Annotated in this window: 13 protein-coding genes, 4 tRNA genes and 1 pseudogene; 10 read left to right on the forward strand and 8 right to left on the reverse strand. The window is 65.2% G+C overall.

The genetic code is table 11. The annotated features are described in order from the left end of the window. Window positions 1–423 precede the first annotated feature (423 nt). From ON40_RS43640 to ON40_RS43650, 3 genes are all read left to right on the forward strand, one after another. On the forward strand, window positions 424–1,131 hold the full coding sequence (locus ON40_RS43640) for an ankyrin repeat domain-containing protein (RefSeq protein ID WP_040831620.1): 708 nt from the start codon (window positions 424–426) through the stop codon (window positions 1,129–1,131). Between the two features lie 400 nt (window positions 1,132–1,531). After that, window positions 1,532–2,596 carry a BUD32 family EKC/KEOPS complex subunit gene (locus tag ON40_RS43645; RefSeq protein ID WP_040831621.1) on the forward strand — a complete coding sequence of 355 codons (1,065 nt, stop codon included), beginning with the start codon at window positions 1,532–1,534 and terminating at the stop codon, window positions 2,594–2,596. Window positions 2,597–2,852: 256 nt separating this feature from the next. Then, window positions 2,853–3,491: a maleylpyruvate isomerase family mycothiol-dependent enzyme gene (locus tag ON40_RS43650; protein ID WP_040831622.1), complete on the forward strand. Its 639-nt coding sequence runs from the start codon at window positions 2,853–2,855 to the stop codon at window positions 3,489–3,491. A gap of 147 nt (window positions 3,492–3,638) precedes the next feature. Here the strand turns inward: ON40_RS43650 and ON40_RS43655 are convergent, their stop codons facing one another. From ON40_RS43655 to ON40_RS43670, 4 genes are all read right to left on the reverse strand, one after another. Further along, entirely contained in the window at window positions 3,639–4,550 is a 912-nt protein-coding gene (locus ON40_RS43655; RefSeq protein WP_040831623.1) for a hypothetical protein, read from the reverse strand. Window positions 4,551–4,756: 206 nt separating this feature from the next. After that, on the reverse strand, window positions 4,757–5,005 hold the full coding sequence (locus ON40_RS43660; protein WP_040831687.1) for a hypothetical protein: 249 nt from the start codon (window positions 5,003–5,005) through the stop codon (window positions 4,757–4,759). Window positions 5,006–5,234: 229 nt separating this feature from the next. Further along, window positions 5,235–6,284 carry an FAD-dependent oxidoreductase gene (locus tag ON40_RS43665; RefSeq protein ID WP_040831624.1) on the reverse strand — a complete coding sequence of 350 codons (1,050 nt, stop codon included), beginning with the start codon at window positions 6,282–6,284 and terminating at the stop codon, window positions 5,235–5,237. A 311-nt stretch (window positions 6,285–6,595) separates the two neighbouring features. Further along, the gene (locus ON40_RS43670; RefSeq protein ID WP_040831625.1) at window positions 6,596–7,396 is read right to left on the reverse strand and encodes an SDR family NAD(P)-dependent oxidoreductase; all 801 of its coding nucleotides are present in this window, start codon (window positions 7,394–7,396) and stop codon (window positions 6,596–6,598) included. Between the two features lie 291 nt (window positions 7,397–7,687). Here ON40_RS43670 and ON40_RS43675 point away from each other — a divergent pair, with 291 nt between their 5' ends. Together ON40_RS43675 and ON40_RS43680 are read left to right on the forward strand one after the other, a co-directional pair. Continuing rightward, window positions 7,688–8,287 carry a TetR/AcrR family transcriptional regulator gene (locus ON40_RS43675; protein WP_174435120.1) on the forward strand — a complete coding sequence of 200 codons (600 nt, stop codon included), beginning with the start codon at window positions 7,688–7,690 and terminating at the stop codon, window positions 8,285–8,287. A 109-nt stretch (window positions 8,288–8,396) separates the two neighbouring features. After that, window positions 8,397–9,083, forward strand: a complete 687-nt coding sequence (locus tag ON40_RS43680) for a DsbA family oxidoreductase (protein ID WP_040831627.1) — start codon at window positions 8,397–8,399, stop codon at window positions 9,081–9,083. Window positions 9,084–9,272: 189 nt separating this feature from the next. Here ON40_RS43680 and ON40_RS43690 read toward each other — a convergent pair whose 3' ends face one another. Beyond that, window positions 9,273–9,695, reverse strand: a complete 423-nt coding sequence (locus ON40_RS43690; protein ID WP_051194494.1) for a winged helix-turn-helix transcriptional regulator — start codon at window positions 9,693–9,695, stop codon at window positions 9,273–9,275. 78 nt (window positions 9,696–9,773) lie between these two features. Between ON40_RS43690 and ON40_RS43695 the strand changes: the two genes are divergently transcribed. Next, window positions 9,774–10,415, forward strand: a complete 642-nt coding sequence (locus ON40_RS43695; protein WP_040831629.1) for an FMN-dependent NADH-azoreductase — start codon at window positions 9,774–9,776, stop codon at window positions 10,413–10,415. A 634-nt stretch (window positions 10,416–11,049) separates the two neighbouring features. On the opposite strand, the gene ON40_RS43700 is transcribed toward ON40_RS43695, so the two are convergent. After that, a tRNA-Val gene (locus ON40_RS43700) sits at window positions 11,050–11,121 on the reverse strand. Between the two features lie 526 nt (window positions 11,122–11,647). On the opposite strand from ON40_RS43700, the gene ON40_RS43705 reads away from it, so the two are divergent. From ON40_RS43705 to ON40_RS43715, 3 genes are all read left to right on the forward strand, one after another. After that, a tRNA-Gly gene (locus tag ON40_RS43705) sits at window positions 11,648–11,720 on the forward strand. 23 nt (window positions 11,721–11,743) lie between these two features. After that, a tRNA-Cys gene (locus ON40_RS43710) sits at window positions 11,744–11,814 on the forward strand. A 15-nt stretch (window positions 11,815–11,829) separates the two neighbouring features. After that, a tRNA-Val gene (locus ON40_RS43715) sits at window positions 11,830–11,901 on the forward strand. 43 nt (window positions 11,902–11,944) lie between these two features. On the opposite strand, the gene ON40_RS43720 is transcribed toward ON40_RS43715, so the two are convergent. Together ON40_RS43720 and ON40_RS56440 are read right to left on the reverse strand one after the other, a co-directional pair. Continuing rightward, entirely contained in the window at window positions 11,945–13,408 is a 1,464-nt protein-coding gene (locus ON40_RS43720) for a site-specific integrase (RefSeq protein WP_063713220.1), read from the reverse strand. A 378-nt stretch (window positions 13,409–13,786) separates the two neighbouring features. Then, window positions 13,787–14,044, reverse strand: a complete 258-nt coding sequence (locus ON40_RS56440) for a helix-turn-helix domain-containing protein (protein ID WP_083896391.1) — start codon at window positions 14,042–14,044, stop codon at window positions 13,787–13,789. A gap of 186 nt (window positions 14,045–14,230) precedes the next feature. Here ON40_RS56440 and ON40_RS43725 point away from each other — a divergent pair. Further along, window positions 14,231–14,551, forward strand: a pseudogene (locus ON40_RS43725) (transposase); the annotation flags it as partial. Between the last annotated feature and the right edge of the window lie 63 nt (window positions 14,552–14,614).

A 14,614-nucleotide genomic window follows, 5' to 3' on the forward strand; every position in this document is an offset into this window, starting at 1 on the left:
GGTCGGCGCCTTTGACGGGCACTGTGAACATGGGACCGGTTCTGAACTGGGGTTTCTTTCCGGGCGGTGGGTGTTGAAGTGGGTTACCGGCTATGAACCGGCGGTGGTCTCCATCACGCCATTTCCATGCAGAGATCGGTCGATGTGGATGCTCCGCGGGGCGCGCGCCGACACCGGCAGGAAGCCCGTGGCGGACTGGAGCGTGACCGCGAGACCATCGTCGAGAAGTGCGACTTGCCGAATTCTCGCCGCGCGCGGGGCCGGGCTCCCGTGACGAGTGGATTCGACTGGCGTGCAAAGATTTCCGGAGATCGTGGGACCGATTTCCGGCGATCCGCGAGCGCCTCGCGACGCCGAGCGCGCAGGGGCGGGGAGTAGAAAACCCAGTGCGGCAACAGGTGTGAAAGTCATATCGTCGCGCATGTGATAGCCGTCATCGTGTTACTCGTGGTGCTCGTGGTGCTCGTGGTGCTGCTTCCGATTTTGATCTACGGCGCCGGTCGGGCTGGGTGGCGACAGCGGTCCGTGAACCGGATTCTGTCCGCGGCGGAGACCGACGATATGGAACTGCTCGGCAATTCCATGCGCAAGAAAACGGTCAATCGCACTACGGTACAAGGGGATAGCGCGCTGCACCTCGCCTACTACGCGAACGAGCGGAACGCGATCGAAAACCTCCGTGCCTACGGTGCCGACGAGCACCTCCGCAACAAGCTGGGCCTGACCCCGCGTGACATGGCCGCCCTCGCAGTAACGGAATCCCAACTGCAACAGTGCATTCGATACCTGGATCGGGACGGCTACTGGCGCTCGTCCAAGGAAGCGTACGGCGTCTATCTACAACTGCGGGAAACTCCGCCCCGGATCTTCAACCCGGCTGTGGTTCGCGAGGTTCTCGAGGCCTGCCACCGCCGGGAACTGCTGATACTCGCGATCAAGGTGGGTAAGACCGGCTCACAGGAGAAACTGGCCGAAGCTCTCGATGCCTTCGGCAACAAGCCCATGGCCGAGGACTACCTCAACGCGGGCTCCCCGTTCCTGCGCGAAGCAGCTCAGCGCTGGGCCCAGTCACACAACTACCGGATCTTCACCACGCCCGGCGGTCCCCGAGTCGTCTGGGGTCAATTCTAGCGCCACGTGCCGCAGCGCCACGTGTATGCGCCTCCCGCTCAATGGGTTTCGCTGATAATCCGGTCTGAGCCGTCGGCGACTCCGCTCGACTGCTATGAGGGGCCGGTGCGAACCGTGCACTGTGCGGAATTTGCGTGTACTTATTCGAACCACGGCCAGTCGGAGCGAATCGGTAATCGTGAACCTGTTCGTGAATGTCGTGACGTAGAGTGCGATTTCGGGGGGGACAAACCGGGACCACCGTCGGGTGCGGCCCGGATCGACCTCCTGCCCTGTCCGGAGGCCGCCGGCACGACCGCGTGGCCATGGCTGAATCGAGGTCGGCGCCCACGTGGAGACCACAGCTGATTCCCCTGATGCAGTCACGTCCTGTTCACCTGACGCGACCACGACCCGCGACATGTCGCGCCCGGCGCGCCTGCACTCCCACAGCGCCGTCTCCACGGCCCTGGCACTGCACAGCGATCACGCGTTGCGCGAGCTCGTGGACGCGGCCGCGCCGCTCGGCGCCGGTATCGGCGGGAAGTCGGCGCTGTTGGAGGTCGCCGGAACCCCGGTCTTCGTGAAGCGGGTGCCGCTCTCCGACCTGGAACGGCAGCCGGAGCACGTCCGGTCCACGGCGAACCTGTTCGACCTGCCGCAATTCAGCCACTACGGCGTCGGCCTCATCGGTGGGGCGGGCTTCGGGGCCTGGCGCGAGCTCGCCGTGCACATCATGACGACGAACTGGGTGCTCGCCGCCGAATACGAGGGCTTCCCGCTGATGTACCACTGGCGGGTGTTGCCGGACACGACGCCGCTGCCGACCGAGCTCGCCGATATCGATCGCGCCGTCGCCTACTGGGACGGCCGACCGCAGGTACGCCACCGGATCGAGGCCGTGCGGGACTCGTCGGCGAGCATCGCGGTGTTCCTGGAGTACATCCCGCAGACCCTGCACGAGTGGCTGAACAACCGGATCGAGGCGGGCGGGGAGGCCACCGACCGGGCGTGCGCCATGGTGGAGCGGGAACTGGCCGCCGGCACCGCGTTCATGAACAGCCGTGGGCTGCTGCACCTCGACGCGCACTTCTGGAACATCCTGACCGACGGTCGACGCCTCTACTTCGGCGACTACGGCCTCTCGCTTTCCTCGGCGTTCGACCTCTCGCCGCAGGAGGCCGCGTTCTTCGACCAGAACCAGAGCTATGACCGCGGCTTCACCGCCACCTATCTGGTGAACTGGCTGCTCACCGCCCTGTGCGGGGTAAAAGGCCGGGAGACACGCGCCGCGATGGCGCGCGCCATCGCCGAGGGCAAGCCGCCGGAGGGCATCCCCGAGGGAGCCGCCGCGGTCCTCACCCGGCACGCGCCGGTCGCCGCGGCGATGTCCGCGTTCACACGTCCGTTCCAGGAGGTGAGCCGGAGCACCCTGTATCCGGACGAGGAGATCCGCCGCCTGCTGGACGGCCAGACCGGCGTGTAGAGCCGCGTCGGATGGGCGGTCGCCAACATCCGAACATGCCGCTGGGCGCTTCCGCATGCTGCAAGCACGTCTGTGATCAGAACCCACACCAGGTACAGGGCACTGTGAACAAGTGGTGCTGGACCGATGAGTTCAGGCGAGCGCTGTCGTCGATAGAGGGGAATCAGGAATTGCGGCTGCCGCTGTGCTGCGACGGATCGAGGGCCATCATCGCGCTCGCACTGGCAGGCTGCGTTGAACCGGGAGGTTTGTGCGAGTGTCGAACGGTATTTCTCGTGACGAGCTGTGGGCGATGACTCACGCCGAGCGCGCGGCATTGGCCGAGGATCTCGCCGATGTGAACGACGTGCAGTGGGCCCGGCAGTCGCTGTGCGGACGTTGGACGGTGGAGGAGGTCCTCGCCCACCTCACCGCGGGGGCAAGTACCGGCAGGTCCCGCTGGCTGATCAGCGTCATCCGCGCCCGCTTCGATTTCGACGAGCACAACGCCCGGCTCGTGGCCGCCCACCGTGGCGCAACACCCGCGGAAACTCTGGACCGATTCCGGGCGATCGTCACCAGCACCACCGGGCCGTCCGGCCACACGGCAGCCTGGCTCGGTGAGGTGGTCGTCCACGCCCAGGACATCCGACGCCCACTCGGCCTGCCCCGTGAGCCCTCGATCGAGTCCGTCACCGAGGTCGCCCGGTTCTACGCGAGCCGGGACTTCACCGTTCCCAGCCACAGTTCGATCGAAGGTTTGCGCCTGGAAGCGACCGACGGCCCCTTTGCTACCGGAACCGGGCCCCTGGTCAGTGGAAAAACGATCGCATTGACCATGGCGATGGCTGGTAGAGCCACCTGTTGCGACGATCTCACCGGACCCGGCGTGCCCACCCTGCGCAGTCGTGTATGAATGCCTTCTCGAATATCCACTCCGCCGCCTCCGCGCCCTCCTGGTCCTGAGATTCAGGGCGCAGCAGAGCTTTTCGCGATCCGGGTCCTTGGTGTGCGTGGCGTCGAGTCCGTGGCTCAGTCGCTGTGTAATCGCCGCGACCGAAGTTCAGATCCCGAAGTGGCCGCCGAAACCGGTGTGGCCGCCGACCCCGTAGCTGGTGTGGCCGCCGATGGAAGGTGTGGGGCGCGGCGGATCCGGAATCCTTCGAGAGTCGATCCATGCGTTCGGTGTGACTGCACGCCACCAGGTTTCGAAATCCACGCCAGTGGCCTGCTCGATTTCCGCACGATCGTGATCGTCCCAGCGCACCGTGTAGCCACCGTAGCTCGCCTGCAGAGTCTGCTTCAGTGTGCCGATGTTCATCGTCGAACCGCTCGCGCGAAAAACGTGAACGACCCGGTCGGCCTCACCGACCTCGTAGCTCCAACAGGTTTGCGCGGCCAGCGCATGGAACTGCTTGTCCTGCTCAGCTTTCCGTTTGAAGGCTTCCCACCGTTGCGTCGCTTCTTGCCGTGCCTGTACCTCTGCTTGCTGTACGCGCGTTGTGATCAGCTCCCGGACGGGCCGATATTCCCTGTCGATATGACGTAGTTGCTCGCGGAACTCGTCGAACGCCCGCCCTAGCCCTGAGCGGTCGAACCGTCGACCGGCCGCTCGCCAGCCGTATCCCCGTCGCAGACTCGGCCGATCGCCTCCGACGATCCTGAGCCCGAGGTCGTGGACGAGCTGCATTTCGGCAGCGCGCAGCGCGTCCTGGGCGGACGTTTGGGCCTGGGACCACCGGGCGAGTTCGTCCGCGGTCGCCTGGATCTCGATGTGCGAGGCGCCGATGGCGTTCGGCCTTTCCCTGCTGAAGGTGGTCCACTCGTTCCCGAGCCAAAAATCCCGGTACGAGGTCGGCTCGAGTACGAACATCTCGAAAGTCGTTGGCGGCAAGTCGAAATCCCCACGCCGCCACATTTTTGCCAGGACGGGCTCGGGCCGGGAGACGTAGCGGTGCAGCATCACCGAAACCATCGCGATCCTCCCTCACGCGTATTCGTCCACGATAGCGCCGGAACGCCGGATCCGATGCTGCCCCGGGCCGGCAGCGATCTGGATGCCGCGAGTCATGAAGAGTGAGAGATGGTTTCGCTGATGTACACCACGTCGAGGGCCTGCGGGCCCTCCACGTACAACGCCCCGGCCGGTTCAGGGCCGGGCGGGCGCGGCTCGTCGCTGTGTTACGGAGACGTGCCGTTCACACCGGGGACCACGCAATGTCCCTGGTGGTCGACCCGTCCGATGACCATCATGTCGTAGCCGGTACAGGATGCGTTGAACGCTTCGCACGTGTGGTTGTCGGTCACCACCTTGTTCGGTCCGCACGCGGTGCCGGGCGGGCCGAGGGGATCGGCCTGAGCCATCGAACCGGCCAGGACGATGCCGAGTGCGGCACCTGCAACGGCGAGAGAAGTGGACAGGAACGACATCGAGAAGCCTCCTTTCCCCGCCGTCATTTTACTCCGCTCTTGCGGCGTAATCGCAGATCAATACGCATCGCGCGACATCGGACACCTGTGCGGGAGGGCTCCGGGTGACTCGGTGGCGCAAGCCGTCGGCAGAGACCGCGACGATGCGCTGTGTTCGGGCCTTCACCCGGGCACGGGCTGGCCAGCTGAGCAAGGGCGTGAGGAGATCCTCAGCGTAGATGTCGCCGGATCATCGCCGCCGTGCTCGCTGAGCTGCTTCGCGATCGGTCAGGATCTGCTTGCGACGCTGCGTCATCGCTTCGGCCGGTGAGTCGGCGCCGATGATCGCGTCGAATACCGCGCGGGCGTCTTCGAGCGCATCGCGTGCGCCGACTCCGGCGGCCGGAGTGATGGCGTGGTCGGCGTCACCGATCAGGACCACCGAATCCTGAGGTGCGCGTGCCTGTTCCAGGGAGACGTTGCGGGCGTTGCTGACGTGCACCACCTCCGTACGTGCCAGGAAAGCCGACACGAGTGATTGGCTGGAAGGCGTTGCGGCCAGGACGGTTTCGGCCCATTCATCGACCGGTCGCATCCCGATGTCGTCGCGGGTACCGGGAAGGGGTTCACGCGGAATCCGCACGAACCACAGCGCCGCCGGGTCCTGCGGACGCCAGATGTGCCCGAAAGTACTTCCGGCACTGCCATCTTCGGCGACCTCGGCGAAGAAGTGCAGGACCGCGGGGTCGGTGGTCGGCGGCGGATCCAGTGGCGTGCCGGTCATCCCGTACAGCACGACGTCACCGGCGTAGACCGGGGTGCGGCCGGGTTCCAGGCCCGCGCGGACGACGGAGTCGATACCATCGGCGCCGACCAACAGTCCCTCGGCGGCGACGACGTCCGCGCCGCGCCGGATCGCATGGCTGTCCTCGCTCGAGGTCACGCTGGAAATCGGTGCGCCGTAACACAGTTCCGCGGGGGAGTCCGCGACGAACTCCGACAACACGCCCATCAGGTTGCGGCGCAGCCAGAAACGATGACCGCGACTGGGCATTGCACTTCGCCGACCGCGACTGTCTTCGTAGTCGAGCCCCTCCAGCGGATACGAAACCTCCTGCAGCGCCGAACGATCGACGCCCATCGCCTCCATCGCGTCGTGCCCGCGCCCGTCGATGAACAGGAACGCCCCGGCTCCGGGACCCGGATGCTGTTGCTCGTAGATCGCGACCGGGTGACCTTCCCGCGCGAGACCACCAGCCAGGCAACTGCCCGCGATCCCACCACCGATAACGCTCACCATGTCCTGCGACCTCCTAGCGTTGGCGTGTCGACGGCCCCGCTGGAAGGGGCACCCATCCAGAGTGCCACGCCCGCCCGGACATTCGCCGAGGGCTCGGGCGACCAGCATCACCGGTCCCGTCGATCCTGCCATCCTCGGCAAGCGGGATTCAGGCAGGGCGGATGACACCTGCCGCCGGACACCGCTCCACGCCGACAGATTCGGTCCCCCAGTTCCGAAAGCTTTGTGAGGCAACAGAATCCGAGTGAGGTCGGGGGCTGCCACGCCAGATGGCGCCACCCGCGAAGAGTGCACCGAACACGGGCGATCTACTAGAAGGCGCCCTTGATGTGGCCTCCGTCGACCCGAATGGTTGCGCCGCTGACGTACTCGGCGTAGTCGCTACACAGGTACGCAACTGCTGCGGCGATCTCTTCAGGCTTGCCGAAGCGTCCCCGATCGTTGGGGATGAGCGAATTCACCGCGTTCGGCTCGATGTCCTCCCACGTCTGGCCCCATCCGCGGGCGGGACCTATGTCGGTCACCAAGTCCTTGGTTGCCTCCACCAGCATCGCACCGGGCGAAACCACGTTGGACGTGACCCGAGTGTCCTTCAGTTCTCGGGCGAGCGAGACCGCAAGGTTGTGGCGGGCAGCCAATGTCGCGTTGTACTGGGGGTGGGTGTTCATCGGTTGGAGTGCGAGCCCCCCTCCGATGGTGACCACTCGGCCCCAGTTGCGTTCGCGCATCTGCGGCACGAGACGTCGAATCATGCGCACGCCTGATATGACGTTGGCGTTGTAGGTCGACGCCCACTCGTCCGGAGTTGCATCGTTCCACGACAAGTGGCGGTAGAAGCCGGCGTTGTTGACCAGGATGTCGACCGGGCCGTCGGCGAGTGCGACTTCCGCAACCTCGTCAGCCGCGGCGTCGGTGGTGAGGTCTCCGAGTGCGACTATCGCAACGCCGCCGGCCTCCCGGATGGTGTCGGCGACCCGGTTGGTACGGGCCTCGTGGCGGCCGTGCACGATGACGGTAGCCCCTTCGGCGGCCAGCATTGTGGCGATAGCTTCGCCCAGGCCGGCGCTCGAACCGGTTACGAGGGCACGCTTTCCGCTGAGATTCAGTTCCATTTTCCACTCCTGATCGTTTGGTGTTGAGCGGCCGACTCACGGTGCGGCAGTGGCCGCCGTAGCGGCTCCGGAATCGGTCGCGAGGTCACCGATCGCGACGCTCGCTTCGCCACGCTTGGACCGACTGCACGACCTCTCGAGTCCGAAACCTGTAGCGGCCGTGGATGACTGCGGCTCATGTTTGGGGTTCTCCTCGGGCCTGTCCAGGGCCTGAGCGTCGCTATATCTACAACCGTAGACTTGCTCGCGACGAAAGTCTACAGTTGTATACATGTGCGGTACGCTGTTGCCATGAGTCAGGGAGCCGACGCCGCGCCGCCCAAGAGACCACGTAACGCCGCCGCTACTCGGGATGCGATCCTTCGATCGGCAGTGATCGCCTTCACGAAGCATGGATACGACGGCGTGGGTGTGCGTGAGATCGCCCAGTCGGCCGGGGTGACAGCGATGTTGGTCAATCGGTACTTCGGGTCGAAAGAGCAACTATTCGCCGAAGCGGTGGACGTTGCGCTCGAGCCGCGCACGGTGCTGTCGGACTGCCCCGAGACCCTCTCTCGAGACATCGCGGCCCGGCTGGTGGAACGAACCGCACCGGAATCGGAGCATCTGGATCCTTTCCTCCTGATGCTTCGTTCCGCGGCCAACCCTAGGGCCGCGGAGGTGCTCCGATCCGGCATCGAACGACATGCAGGGCGTTATCTGAGCGATCTGCTCGAAGGTCCGGATGCCGACGAACGGGCGATGCTGGCTCATTCGCTCATCGCCGGTTTCTGGCTGATGCGCAAGATGATCGGCAGCACCGCGCTCGTCCAGGCCGACCCCGGCGGGCTGGCTCGTCGCCTGCAAGAACTGCTGGATGTAGTTGTCGGCGCTCCTGCTGGGCCGGTCTGAGGGTGTAGCGCCGACAGGTGGGACGCACGCACTTCAAAGTGCCTTTTGTAAGCCCTCTTCTACTCACTCATGATGATGTTACGCACTATTAGTGAGGTGAGGAAGGAAGATGGCTGAGCAGGTAACAGGCCCGGCAACTGGGCCGCAGGTCGTCATCGAGGTGTGGTCCGACTTGGGTTGCCCGTGGTGCTACGTCGGTAAGCACCGGCTTCGGGAAGCGATCGGGCAGCGCCCGGATGCGGACAGGTTCGCGATCAGAATGCGGTCCTTCGAGCTGAACCCGGCCGCGCCGCACGAGCCGGAGACGATCGAGAAGGCGTTCATTCGTGCCCACGGCGGCACCGCCGAGCATTTCCTACGAGCCGAGCATCAGATCCAGGCCATCGCGCACGAGGAGGGGCTCGCGTTCACCCTGGACCGTCTCAGTGCCAACACCTTCGATCTGCACCGTGTGGTGCAGTACGCCAACGGCCAGGGCCTCGGGTTCGAGTTCTTCTCCAGCGTTCAGGACGGCTTCTTCGCGGGCGGGCTCAATCCGTATGAGCCGGACGCCTTGGCTGGTGTCGCCGAGTCGGTCGGGCTGGATGGGCGGCGAGTCCGTGAGATCCTCACGAGCAACGAGTACGCCGACCGCGTGCGCGCCGACCGGCACGAGGGCCTGGAGTTGGGCGTGGCGGGCGTCCCATTCGTTGTCCTGGACCGGCGAGTGGCCGCTCCGGGCGCGCAGAAGGTCGCGGTCTATGGGCAACTGCTGGAGCGGGTGGCCGGGCCGATCCGCGACGAGCGTGCGTCATGAGCGAGGCGAGGGGCGGCCTTCAGATCGGCGTAGTCCCTGCCGGCGGGTGGTGTGAGCCCGATACCGGCGTGTGCCACATCGACACCGTGGCCGACGAGGCAGTGAGCGCGCGAGCCGGCGACGCGGGCGAAGTTGTCGATATGCCCGACGTGGCCGCCCCTACGCCAGCGATGAGCGTCGACCGACACCTCAGCCTGCCGACGCGCTGACCGTGGTCTTGCCCCGGCCCACTCCGGTCAGCTCGCTGGCGGCCCGGTTGCTGGCGATCTCACTGTGATGCGTGGCCGCCCAACCGGCCATCGCCATCACCGCACCCATCAGTGACCGGCCCAGATCGGTCAGCTCGTACTCCACCCGCGGTGGGACCTCGGCGAACGCGGTCCGGGTGAGCAGTCCATCACGCTCGAGATGCTTGAGCGTCTGAGTCAGCATCCGCTGAGAGATCCCGGGGATGCTCGCCTGCAAGTCGGAGTAGCGCAGCGAGCCGTCGCTCAAGGTGCTGACGATCAAGACCGTCCACTTGTCGCCGATGCGGTCGAGCACCTCACGTATGAAGGCGCTGTCCTCCGGCCATGCCTGACACGGCCCGCTGATCTGTCGCGCTGACGCCATCCCACAAACCTCTCATTCGGTGTGTAACCGCACTACCAGTATGTAACAGCCGAACCACCTCTGAAAAGGAACGAACCCATGTCCTACTTGCTCCACATCGACTCTTCCTCGCTCGGCGAGGCGTCCGTCTCGCGCCAGGTCGCCCAGACCTTCCTCGATGGCTGGGCGGGCACGGTCGTGCACCGCGATCTCGCCGCGACGCCCGTGCCCCACCTCAGCGCGGCGGGTATCACCGCACGTGTCACCGACCCCGCTCAGCGCAGCGAGGAGCAGGCTGCGGCAGCCGCCGTGCAGGACGCGCTGATCGAGGAGTTCCTCGGTGCCAGCGCCTATCTCTTCACGGTGCCGATGTACAACCTGACGATGCCGTCGGTGTTCAAGGCGTGGCTCGACCAAATCATCGTCGACGGCCACACCCTCAACCGCGAGGGCCCGTCCCGGACAGCGGGTCGACCCGCCGTGGTGATCTCGGCTCGTGGCGGCGGCTACGGCCCCGGCGCGCCCAAGCACGGCCTGGACTACGTCGTCCCCACCCTCGAGGCGCTGCTGGGCAACCTGCTGGGACTGGACGTCTCCACGGTGGTCCCCGAGCTGACCATGGTCCCCCACGCGCCGGCGCTCGCCCCGCTACTTCCGATGCACGAGGCATCGATGGTCGAGGCACACGACCGTGCCCGGGAGCTCGCCGCCGCGATCAACGCCGACACGCCTGCCGCCTGAACTCACGAACCGACCACGGAGTACCACCGCCGCGGACCATCTCCGAGTGTGACACATCCAGCCATCACGAAACCTGCTGTCGCGCAGGGTTGAACAGACCTGTCGGCACGATCGCGGTGATCACGGGGAGCCGAATTTCGCGACGAGATCACCAGACTCGCTGGCTGTCGATCGTGTTCGCCGCGCAGACTGCTGCCGTGCGAGTCTGCCGTCATCGGCAACACTGATCACATAATCGGCATCGTGTTCGATGCTGTCGGTGACAACAGCGAAATGGACGAGCCCCTCATGACGCATCCGAGCTGATACCCCTCAATCAGCGGCTTCAAAGGGCGAATCGCACCGCCGCGGAGCGGGAGGGGAGCGGCCTGGGTACGAAGGACCATCGATGAGAGTGAGACCAGGGCGGGTGCCGGGCTGCTTGTCGGTCTGGGAGAGGAAGTATGTGTGGGCGGTGACGGGCGCTCCACATCTGCCGGAGGACATCAGTCCCCGATAACCGCTCCCGCCTGCACAACCCCTTGTTGAATTCGAAACGCAACAAGTTGATTTCTTGCAGCTCAACAGCCCCAATTGAGGCGATGCTGTTGAAAACGGAAAAACCCCAGGTCAATGCCCGGGGTCTTCATCGGAGTGGTCCTAGCTGGTTTCGAACCAGCGACCTCTCGCGTGTGAGGCGAGCGCTCTCCCGCTGAGCTATAGGACCAGGTTGTGCGGGTGTTCGGGGGGAGTGGATGCTCCGTTCCGAACGAGATGGAACCTTAACACGCATCACCCGGGTCACACCAAATCGCGGCTCTACCTGGGGGTTCTCGCTGGGGTGGAGAAGTGGGGTCGGTTGGCTCGGGTTGTGATGGCTTTGCGGGTGGGATTTGCGATGGGGTGCCTGCGGTGGATGGTCGGGGCGGGGTTCGAATTGGGCTGCCGGGCACGGGGTTCGAGGGGGCGCCCGATTGGGCTGCCGGACATGGGGGCCGAAGGATCTTTCGATCGGTGGGGTGTGGGGAGGGGGAAGCCGGGGGGCGTCGTCGGCGGGAACGGACCCTGAACGGAGGGTGGCGCTGTGGGGATCCGATGGCAGGCCCGGCCTGCGGAACGACACGGATGTAATTCCGATTTACCCGCTCTTACCAGCCGATTTGTTGATGGCGCAGGTGGTGGGCTAATGTTCTCTCTCGCAGCCGGAAGGCAGGAAAGAGCCGGACGGAGGCATACTGCACATTACAGTGCATGCGGATGTAGCGCAGCTGGTAGCGCATCACCTTGCCAAGGTGAGGGTCGCGGGTTCGAATCCCGTCATCCGCTCGAAGGCCAACCCGGCCTTGGTTGGCGGTGTGGCCGAGTGGTGAGGCAACGGCCTGCAAAGCCGTGCACACGGGTTCGATTCCCGTCGCCGCCTCTAGTAGGCGAACAGGCGCGATTAGCTCAGCGGGAGAGCGCTTCCCTGACACGGAAGAGGTCACTGGTTCAATCCCAGTATCGCGCACCGAAGAAAAGGCAGGTCAGCCCCGGTTTTCACCGGGGCTGACCTACTTTTTTTCATGTCCGAAACCCGCCATGTTGCCAAGAGCTTGCCAAGCGGTTTTGCTATCAATGGCCGGGGAGCCGAAAAGGGCTGCTCCTGCGGCCCGCAGATCCTCGGGCCGGGTCTGGTTGTAGATCCGTAGCGACACTGCCGGGTCGTGGCCGTGCCAGGCGGCGACCACCAGGGGCGGGACACCGCGCGCGATCATCATCGACACCGATGTGTTGCGCAGTCCCTTCAACGGGATCCGGCGCAATCCGGCCTCCTCGCGTAGCCGCTGGAACTCGTCGCTGTACCACGCGGGCCGGATCGGGGTGCCGTCCGCGTGGACAGCGATCAAACGATCCTCCGACCACGGAATGCCCAGCGCCAGGCATTCGGCCTTCTGGTGAGTCTTGAACGACCACAACGCCTCCCGCACATCATCGGGCGGTGGGAGGTCGCGTCGGCTGCGCTTGGACTTGGGACCGTTCTCCTCGACGATCTTCCCGATCGCCACCCGGCCCCGCCGGATCCGCAGCCGCGCGTCGTCGAAGCGCTTCCAGTGCATGCCCAGCACTTCGCTGCGTCTCAGCCCATAGCAGGACAACAGCCAGCACGCGTAGAGCCGGTGCGCGCGAACCGATTCGCGGAGCGCTTCGACCTCGGCCAAGGTCCACGACTTCCCGCCGTCGCTGCCGTCATCGTCGTCGTCATCGTCGTCGAGGTCGTCCGGCGGCCGGTCGACGAGTTTGACCGGATTCAGTGGTGCCCTGCCTTGGTCGACGAAGGACTGGACGACCATTCCGAACGTGGTCAGCGTGGTTCGGACGGTGATGGGTTTGACGCCCTCGGGTGCGCGGTCGGCGGCGGGATACGGGTTCGGGGCGTACACGCCGCGACGCAGGCGGATGATCCTGCCGGTGCGGACGAGCACCGACAGGCAGTTGTACACATCGCACTCCGGAAACGCGGTCCGGATCTCGCCGACCGGCACGCCGGCCGCGGGCTGCCGGTCGACGAACGCTGCGACCCGCGACATCAGGCTGTCGGGCTGGAAGTGCCGTGGATCGGCGCGGCCCTGCTCGAGCATCCAATCGACCAAGGCGTCGACGTCGGCTTTGGTGACCTCGGCCAGTTGCTTTCGGCCGAGGTGCCGGCGGACCGGTTTGAGATGGTTTCGGTAGCCCTCGAGCTTGACCAGGCGAATTCCCCGGCGCCCGTTCAGCCACTCGTCGCATGCGTCGTCGACGGTGATGTCTACGCGCGGCACATGGCGATGTTCGGCGAGTTCTGTCTTGATTCGGCGGAACTCACGCCGAGCTTCGTACAGTGTTGGGTAGGTGAAGCTGGGTCGGTTCCGTCGACCGTCCGGCTTGGTGCCGACATCGATCTGGAATGTGTAGGTGACGGTTCCGTCCTTGGCGGTGCGCTTGTCGATGGGTTCAGCACGGCGCGTCCTCGGTGCTGCCGGTTCTCTGCCAGGCATGTCGGCGGACCTCCTTGTGTGCGTGAGGAATTCGCGAGGGCGGGTCTAGAGGTGTTCGGGGCGTCGGTCGACGACGTGTCGTCGAAGCTTTTTGTGGCGGCGGTGTTTGGGCGATGCCGTCAGGGAAGACGTGGTTGATCGGCGCTGGTGCCTGAGTGCCTGACATTGCGGTGCCGTGAATTGGCTTCCGGCGCAGCGCTATACAGTGGATCGATACTGGGAGGCAGAGGCTGAGTTTGGTTCGCCCTGGGCCCGATCGGGAGCTCTGAGTAGGTCGGAAGGCAGCGCAAAGCCACGGAACCGCTACTGCTGGGAGAGAGGAGCGGCGACGTGAGCGTTGGCCGGCGGCAAGCTGGTTAAGCAGACAGTGCTAGGACGTTAGGATGTGTCGCCGTTCCAGGCTGCATGAATGTGAAGCGTGCGGCGTAACCAGTTGGATGGGATCCGTAGGCGGTGGCCGACTCGAATGGCTGGCACCTCACTGGATTTGATCGCTGCGTAGACAGTAGAGCGGCCGACACCGAGCAAGCGAGCGGCGTCGGGAACCGATACCGTCGGCTCATCGAGCAGGCGCTGCAGTTCGTCCGCGGCACTGACTGGAGTGCGCTCGCGTTGCGAGCGAGGGCGTTCGTCCATGACGATCTCCTGACGGGCACAGTGAAGCCGGTCAGTCCCTCGCGTCGTCGATGATACCGGGTCCGTTGGATCGCTGCGACAACCTCGCTGAACGCGCTTGCCTCGCAAAGCATTGCGGCAGAATGGGCTGTCACGGGTTAGTACTGCAACGTCACTCGCGTGAATTGGTGCTGGTAGACCTGTCGGGTGGTGTTGGATCGGCTGGTGGCTGAGCTGGATTCGTTGATGGCGCGGGTCGGGGACCGGTTCTGTCGTTCCGAGCCGCGGGCGCGGGCGCGGGAGTATGTGTCGGGGCTGGTCGCGGGTTTGGAACGGAAGAACGGCTGGACCTTGGCCGAACGTGCTGGTGAGGTGTGTCCGAACGGGATGCAGCGGCTGCTTCGTAAAGCCGACTGGGATATCGGTGGTGTCCGCGACGACGTGCGTGGATATGTGGTCGAGCACCTCGGCGACCCTGATGGCGTGTTGATCGCCGACGAGACCGGTTTCTTGAAAAAGGGAGTGAAATGCCGAGATCGGCATTTCACTCCTTATGACGAGCATGAGGTAATGCCGAAGTGCGGCTGGGAG

This window comes from Nocardia jiangxiensis NBRC 101359 (assembly GCF_000308615.1).
Classification (GTDB): domain Bacteria; phylum Actinomycetota; class Actinomycetes; order Mycobacteriales; family Mycobacteriaceae; genus Nocardia; species Nocardia jiangxiensis.